The sequence below is a fragment of the Kribbella sp. NBC_00359 genome, from assembly GCF_036097425.1.
In the GTDB taxonomy this organism is placed as follows: domain Bacteria; phylum Actinomycetota; class Actinomycetes; order Propionibacteriales; family Kribbellaceae; genus Kribbella.
The window spans coordinates 5110931-5127091 of the sequence record NZ_CP107975.1 but is presented as its reverse complement, the minus strand read 5'-3'; the positions used below and the strand labels follow the sequence as shown (position 1 = coordinate 5127091).

The window sequence follows — 16161 nt, the reverse complement described above, 5'->3', positions numbered from 1 at the left end:
GGTCAACCCCTCTTCTGCCGGACGATCTGCTCCTGCTCCACGTCGCCCTCGTCCATCGCCTCGGCCTCCGCCTCGGTGCCGAGCAGCGTGCCCTCGGAGGTCTGGAACGTCGGCTTGAACGCGTCCAGCGCCTCGGTCACGGCCTGCGCCTCGTCGTCGCCGAACAGCCCGGACTCGCGGATCCCGTCGAGCACCTTGCTCTCGCGCCGCAGGTAGTCCAGGAAGTCCCGCTCGAAGCGCAGTACGTCGTCCACCGGCACGTCGTCGAACTTGCCCTTCGTACCGGACCAGATGGAGACGATCTGCTCCTCCACCGGGTACGGCGAGTACTGCGGCTGACGCAGCAGCTGGACGAGCCGCTGACCGCGGTCGAGCTGGCGACGGGAGGTGGCGTCGAGGTCGGACGCGAACATCGCGAACGCCTCCATCGCCCGGAACTGCGCCAGGTCGATCTTCAGCGAGCCGGACACGTTCTTCATGCCCTTGACCTGCGCGGCGCCACCGACCCGGGAGACCGAGATACCGACGTCGATGGCCGGCCGGATGTTGGCGTTGAACAGGTCGGACTGCAGGAAGATCTGGCCGTCGGTGATCGAGATGACGTTGGTCGGGATGAACGCCGACACGTCGTTGGCCTTGGTCTCGATGATCGGCAGGCCGGTCATCGAGCCGCCGCCGAGCTCGTCGGACAGCTTCGCGCAGCGCTCCAGCAGGCGGCTGTGCAGGTAGAACACGTCACCCGGGTAGGCCTCGCGGCCCGGCGGGCGGCGCAGCAGCAGCGACATCGCGCGGTACGCCTCGGCCTGCTTGGTCAGGTCGTCGAAGACGATCAGCACGTGCTTGCCCTGGTACATCCAGTGCTGGCCGATGGCCGAGCCGGTGTACGGCGCGACGTACTTGAAGCCGGCCGGGTCGGACGCCGGGGAGGCGACGATGGTGGTGTACTCCATCGCGCCGGCCTCTTCGAGGGCACCGCGGACCGCGGCGATCGTGGAGCCCTTCTGGCCGACCGCGACGTAGATGCAGCGGACCTGCTTCTTCGGGTCGCCGGAGTCCCAGTTCGCCTTCTGGTTGATGATCGTGTCGACCGCGATCGCCGTCTTGCCGGTCTTGCGGTCACCGATGATCAGCTCACGCTGGCCGCGGCCGATCGGGATCATCCCGTCGATCGCCTTGATCCCGGTCTGCAGCGGCTCGCGGACCTCCTGGCGGTCCATCACGCCGGCCGCCTGCAGCTCGAGCGCGCGGGTGCCCTCGAGGTCCTTGATCTCGCCGAGGCCGTCGATCGGCTTGCCCAGCGGGTCGACGACGCGACCGAGGTACCCCTCGCCGACCGGCACCGAGAGCACCGTGCCGGTCCGGCGGACCTGCTGGCCCTCGTCGATCCCGTCGAACTCACCGAGGACGACGACACCGATGTCGCGGGTGTCCAGGTTCAGCGCGATGCCCCGGGTGCCGTCCTCGAACTCGAGCAGCTCGTTGGTCATCGCCGAGGGCAGGCCCTCGACGTGCGCGATGCCGTCACCCGCGTCGATCACGGTGCCGACCTCTTCCCGGCTCGCCTGGTCCGGTTGGTACTCCGTGACGAACCGATCCAGGGCGTCCCGGATCTCCTCCGGCCTGATCGTGAGCTCAGCCATTGTGTTTCCTGCTTCCTTGACCTTGCTGGCCTGTTGTGGCTCTAAAGGCTTTGCTGTGACCTTTTCCAGGCCCTTAGCGCCATACCGTCTGTCGTTAAGGGGGTTCAGCTCAACCCGCGATGCGCCGTTGCGCCTCGTCGAGCCTGGCCGCGATGGTTCCGTCGATCACTTCGTCGCCGATGTCCACCCGGACGCCGCCGACCACGTTCGGGTCGACGATGACGTTCAGCTGGATGTCCCGGCCGTACTGCTGTCCCAGCGTCGCGGCGAGCCGTTCCCGCTCGTCCTCGGTCAGGTCGGTGGCGACCCGCACGGTCGCGATGCTGGCGTTGCGCCGGGCCGCCGCGGCGACCTGGTACATCCGCATCGAGGCCGCGAAGCTGCGGCCCCGGCCGTCCACCGCACGCTCGGCCAGCCGCACTGTGACGGGGTCGGCCTTGCCCTGCAGCAGTCCGCGGAGCAGCTCCTGCCGGGCCGCGACCGGGATGTTGCGGTCGCTGAGCTTGTCGCTCAGTCCCCGCTCCGCCGCTACGATCCGGTCCAGCCGGAACAGTTCGTCCTCGACGTCGTCCAGCTTGCGCCGCCCGTCGGCGTACGCAACCTCGGCCTGCACGCTGAGCTGGTCGAGCGCGTCCCCGAGGTCACGGCCGCTGACCCAGCGACCGGCCACCGCAGTGGTCAGGATCTCCTGCGCCTGGGTGGAGATCTTGCCGCCGAACAGCTGCTGGACCAGGGACACACGGGCGTCGCGGGGCCGGGCCGGATCGGTCAGTGCACGCCGGAGCGCGCCGCTGCCGTCCAGGAGCTTGGCGACCGAGAACAGCTCGGCGCCCAGCCCCTCGGTCACGGTGACACCCGCCAGGGCCTCCGCGGCCCGGGCGAGTGACTCGTTCGACGCGCCGCGCATCAGCCGTCCGTTCCGACGGCCTGACGAGCGGACTCCGACGCCTCGAGGTCGGCCAGGAAGCGCTCGACGGTGCGACGCTGACGCGCCTCGTCCTCGAGCGACTCGCCGACGATCCGGCCGGCCAGCGTGGTCGCCATGGTGCCGACCTCACTGCGCAGCGAAGCGACCGCCTGGGTCCGCTCCGCGTCGATCTGGGTCCGCGCGTGGGTGACGATCCGCTCGGCCTCGGCGTTCGCCTGCTCGCGCATCTCCGCGATGATCTGGGCACCCTGCTCGCGGGCGTCCTCGCGGATCTTCGCAGCCTCCTGCCGGGCCTCGGCCAGCTGCGCGTTGTACTTGTCCAAAGCCGCCTTCGCCTCGGCCTGGGCCTGCTTGGCCTCGTTCATCCCGCCCTCGATCGCCGCGGTCCGATCGGCGTACGCCTTCTCGAACTTGGGAACGACGACCTTGGCGAAGGCGATGGCCAGCAGGATCAGGAAAACGAAGGCGAAGATGATCTCGGCCGTGTGCGGGAGCAGCGGGTTCGCGGTCTCGCCGGCCGCTTCGCTGAGCGGTAGCACCAACGTCTTCATGTCTGGATCCTGTCAGTCGGAGGAAGTGGCTCAGGTACGGAAGACGAAGGCGAGCGCGATACCGATGATCGCCAGCACCTCGGTGACGCCGAAGCCGATCCACGCGATCGACTGCAGCTTGCTCTGGGCCTCCGGCTGGCGCGCGGTGCCGTTGATCACGGCCGCGAAGATCAGACCGACGCCGACGCCCGGGCCGATCGCGGCCAGGCCGTAGCCGAGGACTGCGATGTTGCCGGCAATCTCGAGAGCCATCTCAGGTGTTTCCTTTCGGTACGGATAGGGGCCTATCCGGGTTTCCGTTACTACGGGTCTGGGTGGGTGGTGCGGATCAGTGGTCCTCGGCGATCGCGCTGCCGATGTACTGCGCGGTCAGCACGACGAAGATGTAGGCCTGGATGCACTGGACGAACAGCTCCAGGCCGCCGATCGCGAGGCCCATGAGGAAGGTCAGGACGCCGACGCCGGCGAGCGCGATACTGCCGGTCTCGAACACCATGTACTGGGCGCCGAGCACGAACACCAGCAGCAGGATGTGGCCGGCGAACATGTTCGCGAACAACCGCAGGCTCAGCGAGATCGGCCGGACGATGATGTTCGAGATGAACTCGATCGGGATCATCAGCGGCATCAGCCACCACGGCACACCGGCCGGCATCGTCTGGTGCTTGAAGTAGCCCCAGGGCCCGTGCTTCCTGATGCCGACCGCGTTGTAGATGACCCAGGTCATGATCGCGGCGCTGTACGCCCAGCCGATGTGGCTGAAGGTCGGGAACTGGATCAGCGGGACAGTGGCCGCGACGTTGTTCAGCAGGATGAAGTAGAACAGGCCGCACAGGTACGGCACGTACTTCATGTACTCCTGGCTGCCGATCGCGTCCCGGGCGATCGAGTTGCGGACGAAGTTGTAGCCGAGCTCGCCGGCGAACTGCAGCCGGCCCGGAACGATGGCGGCCTTGCGGGACGCGCCCCAGTAGAACCACACGATGACGACGACCGTCAGCGCGGAGACCAGGACGGGCTTCGTGAACCAGTCCACGCCGTCGATGATCGGCGGGGTGTCGAAATTCTGTGGACCGGGTGCGATGAACTCGGTCGGAACGCCGGCGGTCACCGGGTCTCCTCTCGCGTCGTGCTCAAGTCGGACGCCTTGTAGCTAAGGGCAGGGCGGCTCAGGGCATGGCGGTCAACAACGTCAGACCCGGTGCGGATCAGGCCAGACCCTGAAGGGATCAGGACTTTCCGTACCGGAAGTGCAACAACAGAACGGTGAGCCCGGCACCGAGGACGATGCCCACCGGGAGTAAGAACTGGGTGCCGAAGAGGCGATCCAACCCGAGCCCGATGCCGCCGTACACGACGACACCGCCGATCAAGTAGGACAGGACCCGCCAGCCGTCGCCCGCATTCGGGGGTGATGGCTTCGGATCCTCGTGCTCGCTCATGGGCAACCGAAACGTACCAGGAGTGGACCGGACCGGTCACATCGGCACCCGTAACCTCTGCCACAGCGGGGAAAACGTTACCCAGGGTGCTCATGTCGTCACCTCGTCGTCGAGGTCGTAGATCGGCACCCGCAGCCGCGACCAGGCCCAGATCTCGCCGGCCGTCCAGCCCATCACGACGACCACCGCGACCACGCCGAGCACGGTGAGATTCACGTGCTCGGCCAGGCTGTCCGAGCTCAGCGCGATCGCGAGCAGACCGCCGAAGACCGCGATCCGGCCGGTGTACGACGCCATCGCGAGGGCGAGCTGCATGGTCGGCGAGGTCCGCCGGGACAGATGCAGCGCGAACAGGCCGGCGCCGGAGAAGACGATCACCATCAGCAGCCCCAGCAACGCTCCCCACAAACCGGGCAGACCGGCCGCGACGGCGGACACCGCGGTCGCGTTGACACCGACGACGAGCGCGGCGATCAGAGCGCCACGCAGCATCGCTAGCGCCGGGTGCCTGGTGGCCTGGCCGGCGACTTTCGGACTGTGAGCCGAAGGAGCCATCTGGTGGTTCCGTCCTGCTGGCGACCAGGTCTCGCGGCCAGGTCGTCGGGTGGGCGGGGTCAGGGGTGTCGCTGTACTTTGCTGGTGCTTGTGAAAACTAGCACAAAGTCTGCACGGTCAGCAAAACGAGGTCCCTGCCGCTGTACACGAACACCCTATCGGTAGGCCACGCTGATGAGTGGTCTGGTCCCTGCCAATTCGCGATCGGACCTGGGTCAGACTTTGGCGAGCGGTTTCCGGGATCGGCGCGGCAGACCGGTGGTGAGCAGGACCGCGGTGACCGCGACGGCCAGGACGATCAGGGCCGTCCACCAGAACAACACCAGTCCGAGGACGACCACGCCGTACGCGATCAAGGCGGTCCAGAGGTACATCAGCAGGACGGCCCGGCGGTGCGAGTGGCCGCGCTGCATCAGCCGGTGGTGCAGGTGCAGCTTGTCCGCGGCGAACGGCGACCGGCCGGCCTTGGTACGGCGTACGTAGGCCATCGTCAGGTCCAGGGCGGGGATCGCGAGGACGGCGATCGGGAGGATCAACGGGAGCAGCGCCGGCAGCAGGCTGGAGCCGCCGACCTCGTACGGGACCGCGTTCGGGTCCATCTGGCCGGTGAGGCTGATCGTGGACGCGGCGAGCATCAGGCCGATCAGCAGGGCGCCGGAGTCGCCCATGAACACCCTGGCCGGGAAGAAGTTGTGCGGCAGGAAGCCGAGGCACGCACCGGCGAGCGCGACCGTGATCAGCGTCGAGGTGGTCGCCCGGTCGAGGTTCTCGTGGACGTTCAACAGGTACGAGTACGTGAAGAACGCGGTCGCCCCGATCGCGGTGACCCCGGCGGCCAGGCCGTCCAGGCCGTCGACGAAGTTCACCGCGTTGCAGGACACCAGCAGGATGCCCGCGGTCAGCACCGCGAGCTGAGCAGGCGAAGGCGAAACGACACCGCCGGGCAGCGGGAGCCAGTACAACTGGATGCCTTGGACAACCATCACGCCGACCGCGAGGACCTCGCCGGCCAGTTTGGTGATCGCGTCCAGCTCGTACAGGTCGTCGACCACGCCGACCGCGCAGATCACCACGCCGCCGATCAGGATCGCCCGGGCGTCGTGCGCGACCTGCAGGCTGTCACCGAGGAAGGGGAGGCTGGAGGCGACCGCGAATCCGGCGATCAGGCCGCCGAGGATCGAGATGCCGCCGAAGTACGGGATCGGCACCTTGTGCACATCCCGGGCCCGCACCTTCGCGACGGCGCCGTACCGCAGCGCGATCTGCCGGGCCACGCCGGTCAGCAGAAAGGTCGTGGCCATCGCCACGAACAGGACCAGCAGGTACTCGCGCACTAGTCCGCAGGCCTCACATCGGGTTCGGTCGGCTTGTCGTCGTCCTTCTCATCAGAGTTGGACGCCTCGAGCGGCGCTTCGGTTGGCTCGTCCTCATCGGCGGGCTTCTCTTCGGGCTTGTCGTCATCCGAAGTCACCTCGGGTACGACGGCCCGCAGCCGGTCCAGCGAGAGAGCGCCGAGGCGTACGACGTGCGGCGTGTCACCGGTGATGTCGACGATCGTCGACGGCTCGCCGCCGGTCACAGCACCACCATCGAGGTACACCGCGACCGTGTCCTCCAGTTGCTCCTCGGCGTCGTACACGTCGAGGGCGGCCGGATTGCCGCTCTTGTTCGCCGAGCTGACCGCGAGCGGGCCGGTACGGGAGAGCAGTTCGCGGGTGTTCTCGTGGTCGGGCACGCGGAGCGCGACGGTGCCCTGGGTCTCCCCCAGGTCCCACATCAGCGACGTCTGCGCGTGGCAGATCACCGTCAGCGGTCCGGGCCAGAACTCCTGGCAGAGCTTGCGCCCCGCCTCGGGGACGTCGGTGGCGAGCGCGTCCAGCGACTCGACCACCGAGATCAGCACCGGCGGCGGCATGTCCCGTCCGCGGCCCTTGGCGTCCAGCAGCCGCTGGACGGCGTCGGCCTTGAAGGCGTCGGCGGCGATGCCATAGACGGTGTCGGTCGGCAGGACGACCAGGTCACCGGCCTCGATGGCGTCCACGGCCGCTCGGAGGGCGGGGGCCAGCTCGTCGCCGGTGAAGTCGAAGCGCTCACTCACGCACCGAATCGTGCCACTCCGGTGGCCCCCGACTCCAACCGGGCCACAGCGCGGCTGTTCCTGACAAATGATTGTCAGGATTCCGACCAGTCGACCGTCGTACTCCCTAGGATCCCGACATGACTGTGTCGCGTGAGTTCCTCGCCGGGTTGCCGAAGGCCGAGCTGCATGTCCACCACGTCGGATCCGCGTCGCCGCGGATCGTCGCCGAGCTCGCCGCCCGGCACCCCGAGTCGCCGGTGCCGACCGACCCGGCGCTGCTCGCGGAGTACTTCAAGTTCAGCGACTTCGCCCACTTCATCGACATCTACCTGAGCGTGGTCGACCTGATCAAAACCCCGGACGACGTCCGGCTGCTGACCTACGAGGTCGCCCGCGAGATGGCCGAGCAGCAGAACCTGCGGTACGCCGAGCTGACCGTGACGCCGTACACGTCGGTGGTCCGCGGGATCGCGGCCGAGGCGTTCTGCGAGGCGATCGAGGACGCCCGGGTGGCGGCCGAGAAGGAGTTCGGGATCACGCTGCGCTGGATCTTCGACATCGCCGGTGAGGCCGGGCTGCCGGCCGCGGACGAGACCCTGCGGATCGCGACCAAGATCCGGCCGGACGGGCTGGTCGGGTTCGGGCTCGGTGGGCCGGAGATCGGCGTACCGCGGCCGCAGTTCCGGCCGCACTTCGAGGCCGCCATCGCGGCCGGGCTGCACAGCGTGCCGCACGCCGGCGAGACCACCGGGCCGGAGACGATCTGGGACGCGGTCCGGGTGCTGAAGGCCGAGCGGATCGGCCACGGTACGTCGACGATGCAGGACCCGGCCCTGGTCGACTACCTGGGCGAGCACCGGATCCCGCTCGAGGTGAGCCCGACGTCGAACATCGCCACCCGCGCGGTCGCGTCGTACGACGTGCACCCGCTCCGCGCGATGGTCGACGCCGGACTCGTGGTCACGATCAACTCCGACGACCCGCCGATGTTCGGCACCGACCTCACCAACGAGTACGCCGTCTCAGCCCAGCTGCTCGACCTCGACGAGGCCGGCGTCGCCGACCTGGCGAAGACCGCCGTCCGGGTGTCCTTCGCCGAGGACTCGGTCAAGAACGCGCTGCTGAAGGAGATCGACGCCTACAGAGGCGCGTAGTCGACTCGCGGTGGAGGAGGACCGGCGGCCCGAATGTGGTTCTCTGGTCCGGTGCGGAAAGTCTGTGGGGTGGTGGCCGTCGCTCTGCTGAGCCTTGCGGCCTGCAGCGACGTCCCCGGTCCCGCGAGCCCGGCGCCCGCGCTGACGACGACGATCAGTCCGAGGTCGCCGACCCCTCCTCCCCCGCCGGCCGACGGTGATCTGCCGCGCGGCGGACGGACGATCTTCCCGAAGTACCGGCTGGTTGGTTATGTCGGCATGCCCGGTTCACCGGCGCTCGGGCCGCTGGACAAGGACCTGGATGCGAAGGCGGCGAAGCTGGAGAAGCTGTCGCAGGCCTATGCGGCCGGGCGCACGCCGCAGCCGGTGATGGAACTGATCACCGTGGTCGCGAAGGGATCGCGAGGCAAGGACGGGCTGTACCGGGGCCGGCTGCCGGACGCGGCGATCGAGGAGTACCTGACTGTCGCCCGCAAGCACCGGATGCTCTTGCTCCTCGACATCCAGCCGGGCCGGGCGAAGATCCTGCCGGAGGTGAAACGGCTGGAACGCTGGCTGAAGGAGCCGGATGTCGGCCTGGCCTTCGATCCGGAGTGGGCGGTCGGGCCCGGTCAGGTGCCGGGCCGGGTCTTCGGTCATACGACGGGCGCCGAGCTCGACAGCATCGCGTCGTACCTGTCGGGGCTGGTGCAGGCCAACGACCTACCGGAGAAAGCGTTCGTCTTTCACCAGTTGTCGCCGCGGATCGTCAGCAACGAACGGGCTCTGAAGAAGCACCCAGGCATCGTGACGATCAAGTCGGTCGACGGGATCGGAGCCCGCGTCGACAAACTCAAGACCTGGACCAAGCTGACCACCAACCTGCCGGCCGCCGTCCACCCCGGCTTCAAACTCTTCTACACCGAAGACGCCCGCCAGGGCCCACTGATGACACCGGCCCAGGTCCTCGCCCTGAAACCACGCCCGGAGTTCGTGGTCTACGAGTAGTCAGATCCGGCGGCCGGTGGTGAAGCGGTGGCGGCCGGCCAGGTCGAGTTGGTCGCGGACCTCGGTGAACGAGGCGGTGGCGGTGAAGACGGCGGGGGCGGACTCACCCTGGACGTCGGCGTGTTCGCAGGCGAACCAGCCTCCCGGCTTGAGCAGGCGGCCCGCGGTGGCGGCGACCACCTTGATCTCGTCGAGACCGTCGTCGCCGGACCACAGCGCCAGGGCCGGGTCGTGGTCGCGGACCTCGGCGGTGACGGATTCCCAAGCGGTCAAAGGGATGTACGGCGGGTTGGAGATCACCGCGTCCACCTGGCCGTCGAACTCGGGCAGGCACCCGTCGATGTCGCCCTCGTGCAGGACCGCGCCGGTGCCGGCCAGATTGCGCCGGGCCCAGACGCACGCCTCAGGTGACAGCTCGACCGCGTGCACAATGCTGTCGGGGCGCTCGGTCGCGACGGCCCCCGCGATCGCGCCGGAACCGGAGCACAGGTCGACCACCAGCGGCTGGGGAACGTCGGCGATGCGGTCGAGGATCCAGCCGACCATCACCTCGGTCTCCGGCCGCGGCACGAAGACCCCCGGCCCGACCGCGAGCTCCCGGTAGCGGAAGGCCGCCGTACCGGTGAGGTGTTGCAGAGGTTCGCGGGCGGCACGCCTGGCGATCAGGTCGTCGTACCGGAGCTTCTGGTCGGGGGTCGGGACGGAGAGATGCAAGCGGCTCGAGCCGGTGACGAAGGCGAGCAGTTCGGCGGCGTCGAAGTCGGGTGAGGCGATGCCGGCCGCGCGCAGTCGTGCCGTCGCCTCGCCGAGCAAGGCTTTCGTACTCACTTCGAGTCGACGGCCTCGAGGCGGGCGGCCAGGTCGGCCTCGGTCAGGGCCTGGATGACCGGCGCGAGATCGCCGCCGAGGACCTGGTCGAGGTTGTGCGCCTTGTAGCCGACGCGGTGGTCGGAGAACCGGTTCTCCGGGAAGTTGTAGGTGCGGATCCGCTCGGACCGGTCGACGGTGCGGATCTGCAACCGGCGGGCGTCGGACGCCTCCTGGTCGGCGGCCTCCTGGGCCGCGGCGAGCAGCCGGGACCGGAGCACGCGCATCGCCTGCTCGCGGTTCTGCAGCTGGGACTTCTCGTTCTGCATCGAGACCACGATGCCGGTCGGCAGGTGGGTGATGCGGACCGCGGAGTCGGTCGTGTTCACGCTCTGCCCACCCGGGCCCGACGACCGGAACACGTCGATGCGCAGGTCGTTCGGGTCGATCTCGACGTCGACGTCCTCGGCCTCCGGCAGCACCAGGACACCGGCCGCGGAGGTGTGGATCCGGCCCTGCGACTCGGTCACCGGCACCCGCTGGACCCGGTGCACGCCGCCCTCGAACTTCAGCTTCGCGTACGGCGCCTCACCCGGCTCCGGCGTACCTTTCGCCTTCACCGCGACGGTGATCGACTTGTACCCGCCCAGGTCGGACTCGGCCGAGTCCAGGACCTCGGTCTTCCAGTGCTGCGACTCGGCGTACTTCAGGTACATCTTCAGCAGGTCGCCGGCGAACAGGGCCGACTCGTCGCCGCCCTCACCGGCCTTGATCTCGAGGATCGCGTCCTTGTCGTCGCTCGGGTCGCGCGGAACCAGCAGCATCTGCAGCTTCTCGGCCAGCTCCTCGCGGCGGGCCGCCAGCTTGGTGGCCTCCTCCGCGAACGACGGGTCCTCGGCCGCGAGCTCACGCGCCGCCTCGATGTCGTCGCTGGTCTGCAGCCACTCGTCGTACGTGCGGACCACCGGCGCGAGCGCGGCGTACCGCTTGCCGACCCGGCGGGCGTTGGCCTGGTCGGAGTGCAGCTCCGGATCCGACATCTGCCGCTCCAGCTCGGCGTACTCCGCCTTGATCGTCTGAACCGCCTCGAACATCGTGCACTCCTCCCTTCGAACGTCCGCTGACAACACAAACCGCGCGCCGGTCACGCGGAGCCTGAGCTCGCGGACCGGCGCGCGGTGAGGTCGCTACTTCTTGGCGTACCGCTTCTCGAAGCGGGCCACCCGGCCACCGGTGTCGAGGATCTTCTGCTTGCCGGTGTAGAAGGGGTGGCACTGCGAGCAGACGTCGGCGTGGATCACGCCGTTCTCCGCGGTCGAGCGCGTGGTGAACGTGGCGCCACAGGTGCAGGTCACCGTGGTGTCCACGTAGGTCGGGTGGATGTCGCTCTTCAAAGGATCTCCTAGGTTCAGGTGCTCCGGGTCGCCCGCACGGTACGAGCGTGAACCGGAACCAACAAACTAGTTTGCCATCCGGAGGCAGGAGCTGGCGAATCGCCCCGGTCACCCGGGGCGATCACGTCAGCTGCCGTCGTCGGTGCTGCGCCCGCCCGCGGACGGGGTGGTCTTGTTGACCTGGAGCAGGAACTCGATGTTCGACTTGCTCTCCTTGAGCTTGCCGATCAGCAGCTCCAGGGCGGCCTGGCCGTCGAGCGCGCTCAGCACCCGGCGGAGCTTCCAGACCACCGAGGTCTCGTCCTTCGACATCAGGAGCTCCTCGCGGCGGGTGCCGGAGGCGACCACGTCGATGGCCGGGAAGATGCGCCGGTCGGCGAACTCGCGGCGCAGCCGGAGCTCCATGTTGCCGGTGCCCTTGAACTCCTCGAAGATCACCTCGTCCATCTTCGAGCCGGTCTCGATCAGCGCGGTCGCGAGGATGGTCAGCGAGCCGCCGTCCTCGATGTTGCGGGCCGCACCGAAGAACCGCTTCGGCGGGTAGAGCGCGGACGAGTCGACACCACCGGACAGGATCCGTCCGCTGGCCGGGGCCGCGATGTTGTACGCGCGGCCGAGCCGGGTGATCGAGTCGAGCAGGACGACCACGTCGTGGCCGAGCTCGACCAGCCGCTTGGCCCGCTCGATCGCCAGCTCCGCGACCGTGGTGTGGTCGTCGGCCGGGCGGTCGAACGTCGAGGCGATGACCTCGCCCTTGACGGTGCGCTGCATGTCGGTGACCTCTTCGGGCCGCTCGTCCACCAGCACGACCATCAGGTGCACTTCGGGGTTGTTCGTGGTGATCGCGTTCGCCAGCGCCTGCAGCACCATCGTCTTACCGGCCTTCGGCGGCGAGACGATCAGGCCGCGCTGGCCCTTGCCGATCGGGCTGACGATGTCGACGATCCGGGTGGTGAGCACACCGGGCTCGGTCTCCAGGCGGAGCCGCTCGGTCGCGTACAGGGGGGTCAGCTTGTTGAAGTCCTGCCGCTGCTTGGCGATCTCCGGGTCCGCACCGTTCACGGTGTCGATCCGGACCAGCGGGTTGAACTTCTCCTTGCGCTCACCCTCCTGCGGCTGCTTCACCGCACCGGTGATCGCGTCACCCTTGCGCAGGCCGTACCGCTTCACCATCGAGAGTGCGACGTACACGTCGTTCGGGCCGGGCAGGTAGCCGCTGGTCCGGACGAACGCGTAGTTGTCGAGGACGTCGAGGATGCCGGCGGCCGGCACGAGCACGTCGTCCTCGCTGATCGTCGGCTCCGGGTCGAACCGCTCGCCGCGGCCACGGTTGCGGCTGATGTCGCGACCGCTCTGGGGCTCCCGGTTGCGATCGCGGTCGCGGCCCCGGCGGCGCCGGCGACGGCCCTCGCCTTCCTCGCCGCGGTCGTTCTGGTCCAGCTGGCGGTTGCGCTGGTTGTCGCCGCGGTTGTCCCGGCTCTGGTTGTCCCGGTTGCCGTCGCGATTCTGGTCCCGGCCCTGGTTGTCCCGGGCCTGGCCGTCGCGCTGGTTGTCCCGCTGGTTGTCCCGCTGATTGTCGCGGTTGCGGTCGCGGCTCTGGTTGCCGTCGCGGGTGTCGCGGTTGCCGTCGCGCTGGTTGTCGCCGCGGTTGTCCCGGGCCTGGTTGTCCCGGTTCCGGTCGCGGTTCTGGTTCGCGTCGCGGGTGTCGCGGCCCTGCGCGTCGCGCTGGTTGTCGCGGCTCTCCGCGCTCTGCTCGGCCTTCGGCTCGGCGGTCACGGTGCCGTTCTGCGCGGCGGTCGTCCCGTTCTGGGACGCGGCAGGCGCTTCGACGGCCGCGATGGCCGGAGCGGCTGCTTCGGGGGTGGCGCCGTTCTGTCCGGCGTCCTTCTCGGCGGCGGCGCGGGTCCGGCGACTGCCACCCTCGCGCTTGGCCGGGGTCTTGGCCGCGGGGGCCTCGGCGGCACCCTCGTCCAGGGTCGGCTGGCTCACCTTCGCCCGGGCCGTGCCCGGGGAGCCACCGGCCTGAGCGGCCTTGATCGCCTCGATCAGCTGGCCCTTGCGCAGTGCGCCGGTGCCCTTGATGCCGAGCGTCCCGGCGAGCTGCTTGAGCTCGGGGAGCAGCATGCCCTCGAGGCCGCCTCCGGCCTTCCGGCGACGCGTCGCGGTGGTGGCCGCGGCATCGGTTCCCGGGGCCGAGGTAGTTCCGGCTCCGCTGGAGGCTTCAACAGTTTCTGTCACGTGAGGTCCTTCCCACACGGATCATCGATGTCCCAGAAGGCACATCGATCAAATTTCATCACCCACGACCGACGAAACGGCGACGTGGACACAAGAGAGGCTCTCGCTCGATCTGAGTCCCCCCGGACATCTCCGGCGCAGGCGGCGCAAGGTCAAATCCACAGGAGGGTCGCCACACAACACAGGGTGCCGGGAGCACAGCCCGGATCGTGACGAGAGTTCACCGATCACCTGGAGGGGATCGGGTGAGTCGAGACTAGCACCACTACGGGTCGTTCTGCTGACTCGAGGGGTACAACGCGTGTCAGTTCTGAATGATTCCCATCGCTCAGCCGGATTCCAGCGACCAGACCTGTACGCCGACTGGATCAATTCCCAGTTCGTACTTCGTCCAGCCGTCCGGCGCGTCCGGCGTACCGCGGAAAAAGGCGGTCTGACCTGCGGTTTTGCCTGATGGCGCAGAGGTCCCGTCTGGGCCGCCCAGTACGGCGACGGTCGGGCCGGCCCCGCTGACGACGGCGGCCAGCCCGCTCCTCCGCAGCTTGTGCACGAGCGACAGGCTCTCGGGCATCGCGGGCTCGCGGTACTCCTGGTGCAGCCGATCCTCGGTCGCCGTCAGCAGCAGCTCGGGACGCCCGGTCACGGCCGCCACCAACAAGGCAGCCTTCCCGGCATTCGCCGCGGCCTCACTGTGGGGAACGACGCTCGGCAGCAACCCGCGCGCCTCCTTGGTCAGCACGCGATTGTCAGGTACATAAGCCACTGCGGCCAAGCCGTCCGCCGGGTCGAGCCGAACCGCCCGGCCGGTTTCGCCTTCCGTCCAGGCGATCGTGAACCCACCCAACGTCGCGGCGGCCACGTTGTCCGGATGACCCTCGATCTCGTTCGCCAGTACGACGATCCGCTCCCGGTCGACCGGTTCGTCGGCCAGTCCGTACGCCGCCGCGAGACCGCCGACGATCGCGGCCGACGACGACCCCAGGCCGCGTCCGTGCGGGATCCGGTTCTCGCACCGCAAGGTGAAACCGGGCACCGAGGCCCCCAGCGCCTCAAGTCCGGCCCGGATCGAGCGCACGACGAGATGCGACTCGTCCAGCGCCACTTCGCCTTCGCCTTCGCCGGACACCTCGACCCGCACCCCGTGTCCACCGGGCGTCACGATCAGTTCGTCGTACAGCGTGAGCGCGAGGCCGAACGCGTCGAAGCCAGGGCCGAGGTTGGCGCTCGTCGCCGGGACTCGCACCCGCACCTGGTCGCACGCCCGGCGTGACACCGGGCGGTCGCCTGTGGTCTCCACCGCGCGGCCCTCAGGCCAGGCCGGCGACGCGAGCGACCGCGTCGGTGTCGGCCGGAGTGACCGGGGACTCGTCCACCTGGGCGTGGTCGAGCGCGGTGTCGATGTCCTTCAGGCCATGGCCTGTGACGGTGATCACGACGGTCGAGCCGCCAGGCAGCCGGCCCTGGGCCTTCGCGTGCAGGAGTCCGGCGACGCCGGCCGCCGACGCGGGCTCGACGAACACGCCTTCGCGGGCGGCGAGTTCACGCTGTGCGGTGAGGATCTGCTCGTCAGTGACGATCTCGATCCGGCCGCCGGACTCGTCCCGCGCGGCCTCGGCGAGGGTCCAGGAGGCCGGGTTCCCGACCCGGATCGCGGTGGCGGCGGTTTCGGGCTTCTCGACGATCGCCTTGCGGACGATCGGCGCCGCGCCCTCGGCCTGGAAACCCCACATCCGCGGGGTCTTCGAGGCCAGCTTGTCCTGCGCGTACTCCTGGTATCCCTTCCAGTACGCCGCGATGTTGCCCGCGTTGCCGACCGGCAGCAGGTGCAGGTCCGGGGCGTCGCCGAGCGCGTCGCACACCTCGAAGGCGGCGGTCTTCTGGCCCTCCAGCCGGACCGGGTTGACCGAGTTCACCAACGCGACCGGGTAGTGCTTGCCGAGCTCGCGGACGATCCGCAGGCAGTCGTCGAAGCCGCCGTCGATGGACACCAGCCGGGCGCCGTGCACGATGGCCTGGGCCAGCTTGCCCTTCGCGATCCGGCCGGCCGGGATCAGCACCAGGGGGATCAGTCCGGCGCGGACGGCGTACGCCGCCGCCGACGCCGACGTGTTGCCGGTCGAGGCGCAGACGACCGCCTTGTCACCGGCCTGCGCGGCGAGCGAGATCGCCACCGTCATGCCGCGGTCCTTGAACGAGCCGGTCGGGTTGTTGCCCTCGACCTTGAGCCAGACCTCGCAGCCGGTCTGTTCGCTGAGCCACTGCGCGGCCACCAGCGGCGTACCGCCCTCGCCGAGCGTGACGACCGGAGTGTCCGCCGAAACGGGAAGCCGGTCTCTGTACTCCTCGATCACGCCCTGCCATTGATGAGGCCGCTGCTGAGCCATT

Annotated in this window: 17 protein-coding genes; 2 read left to right on the top strand and 15 right to left on the bottom strand. The window is 69.0% G+C overall.

Annotation, left to right across the window (positions count from 1 at the left end; translation table 11 throughout):
• Positions 1–2: 2 nt before the first annotated feature.
• The 9 genes from atpA to OG876_RS25210 all read right to left on the bottom strand — a co-directional run bounded on the left by atpA (position 3) and on the right by OG876_RS25210 (position 7214).
• On the bottom strand, positions 3–1640 hold the full coding sequence (gene atpA, locus OG876_RS25250) for a F0F1 ATP synthase subunit alpha (protein ID WP_328519107.1): 1638 nt from the start codon (positions 1638–1640) through the stop codon (positions 3–5).
• A 109-nt stretch (positions 1641–1749) separates the two neighbouring features.
• On the bottom strand, positions 1750–2547 hold the full coding sequence (locus OG876_RS25245) for a F0F1 ATP synthase subunit delta (protein ID WP_328519106.1): 798 nt from the start codon (positions 2545–2547) through the stop codon (positions 1750–1752).
• Positions 2547–3119, bottom strand: a complete 573-nt coding sequence (locus OG876_RS25240) for a F0F1 ATP synthase subunit B (RefSeq protein WP_328519105.1) — start codon at positions 3117–3119, stop codon at positions 2547–2549. Before OG876_RS25240 ends, OG876_RS25245 begins: the two co-directional genes overlap by 1 nt.
• A 30-nt stretch (positions 3120–3149) precedes the next feature.
• Entirely contained in the window at positions 3150–3371 is a 222-nt protein-coding gene (gene atpE / locus OG876_RS25235) for an ATP synthase F0 subunit C (protein ID WP_328519104.1), read from the bottom strand.
• A gap of 76 nt (positions 3372–3447) precedes the next feature.
• A complete protein-coding gene (atpB, locus tag OG876_RS25230) occupies positions 3448–4230 on the bottom strand; it encodes a F0F1 ATP synthase subunit A (RefSeq protein WP_328519103.1) in 783 nt (260 codons plus the stop codon).
• A 118-nt stretch (positions 4231–4348) separates the two neighbouring features.
• Complete coding sequence (locus OG876_RS25225) at positions 4349–4561, bottom strand: hypothetical protein (RefSeq protein ID WP_328519102.1); 213 nt, start codon at positions 4559–4561, stop codon at positions 4349–4351.
• A 90-nt stretch (positions 4562–4651) separates the two neighbouring features.
• Positions 4652–5116, bottom strand: a complete 465-nt coding sequence (locus tag OG876_RS25220; RefSeq protein WP_328519101.1) for a hypothetical protein — start codon at positions 5114–5116, stop codon at positions 4652–4654.
• Positions 5117–5331: 215 nt separating this feature from the next.
• Positions 5332–6450 carry a glycosyltransferase family 4 protein gene (locus tag OG876_RS25215; protein WP_442914020.1) on the bottom strand — a complete coding sequence of 373 codons (1119 nt, stop codon included), beginning with the start codon at positions 6448–6450 and terminating at the stop codon, positions 5332–5334.
• Complete coding sequence (locus OG876_RS25210; RefSeq protein ID WP_328519099.1) at positions 6450–7214, bottom strand: L-threonylcarbamoyladenylate synthase; 765 nt, start codon at positions 7212–7214, stop codon at positions 6450–6452. The genes OG876_RS25215 and OG876_RS25210 overlap by 1 nt, the downstream gene beginning before the upstream one ends.
• 119 nt (positions 7215–7333) lie before the next feature.
• Between OG876_RS25210 and OG876_RS25205 the strand changes: the two genes are divergently transcribed.
• Both OG876_RS25205 and OG876_RS25200 read left to right on the top strand, forming a co-directional pair.
• Complete coding sequence (locus OG876_RS25205) at positions 7334–8350, top strand: adenosine deaminase (protein WP_328519098.1); 1017 nt, start codon at positions 7334–7336, stop codon at positions 8348–8350.
• 51 nt (positions 8351–8401) lie between these two features.
• Positions 8402–9337 carry a hypothetical protein gene (locus OG876_RS25200; RefSeq protein WP_328519097.1) on the top strand — a complete coding sequence of 312 codons (936 nt, stop codon included), beginning with the start codon at positions 8402–8404 and terminating at the stop codon, positions 9335–9337.
• Here the strand turns inward: OG876_RS25200 and prmC are convergent, their stop codons facing one another.
• From prmC to thrC, 6 genes are all read right to left on the bottom strand, one after another.
• Positions 9338–10165: a peptide chain release factor N(5)-glutamine methyltransferase gene (gene prmC, locus OG876_RS25195; protein ID WP_328519096.1), complete on the bottom strand. Its 828-nt coding sequence runs from the start codon at positions 10163–10165 to the stop codon at positions 9338–9340. It abuts the gene before it with no gap.
• Positions 10162–11238 (bottom strand): peptide chain release factor 1, encoded by a 1077-nt coding sequence (gene prfA / locus OG876_RS25190; protein WP_328519095.1) that lies wholly within the window; start codon positions 11236–11238, stop codon positions 10162–10164. Before prfA ends, prmC begins: the two co-directional genes overlap by 4 nt.
• 93 nt (positions 11239–11331) lie before the next feature.
• A complete protein-coding gene (rpmE, locus tag OG876_RS25185; RefSeq protein WP_130387310.1) occupies positions 11332–11538 on the bottom strand; it encodes a 50S ribosomal protein L31 in 207 nt (68 codons plus the stop codon).
• A gap of 126 nt (positions 11539–11664) precedes the next feature.
• On the bottom strand, positions 11665–13776 hold the full coding sequence (gene rho, locus OG876_RS25180; protein ID WP_328519094.1) for a transcription termination factor Rho: 2112 nt from the start codon (positions 13774–13776) through the stop codon (positions 11665–11667).
• Between the two features lie 328 nt (positions 13777–14104).
• On the bottom strand, positions 14105–15073 hold the full coding sequence (gene thrB, locus OG876_RS25175; RefSeq protein ID WP_328519093.1) for a homoserine kinase: 969 nt from the start codon (positions 15071–15073) through the stop codon (positions 14105–14107).
• Between the two features lie 10 nt (positions 15074–15083).
• Positions 15084–16160, bottom strand: a complete 1077-nt coding sequence (gene thrC, locus OG876_RS25170) for a threonine synthase (RefSeq protein ID WP_328519092.1) — start codon at positions 16158–16160, stop codon at positions 15084–15086.
• Position 16161: the final 1 nt, after the last annotated feature.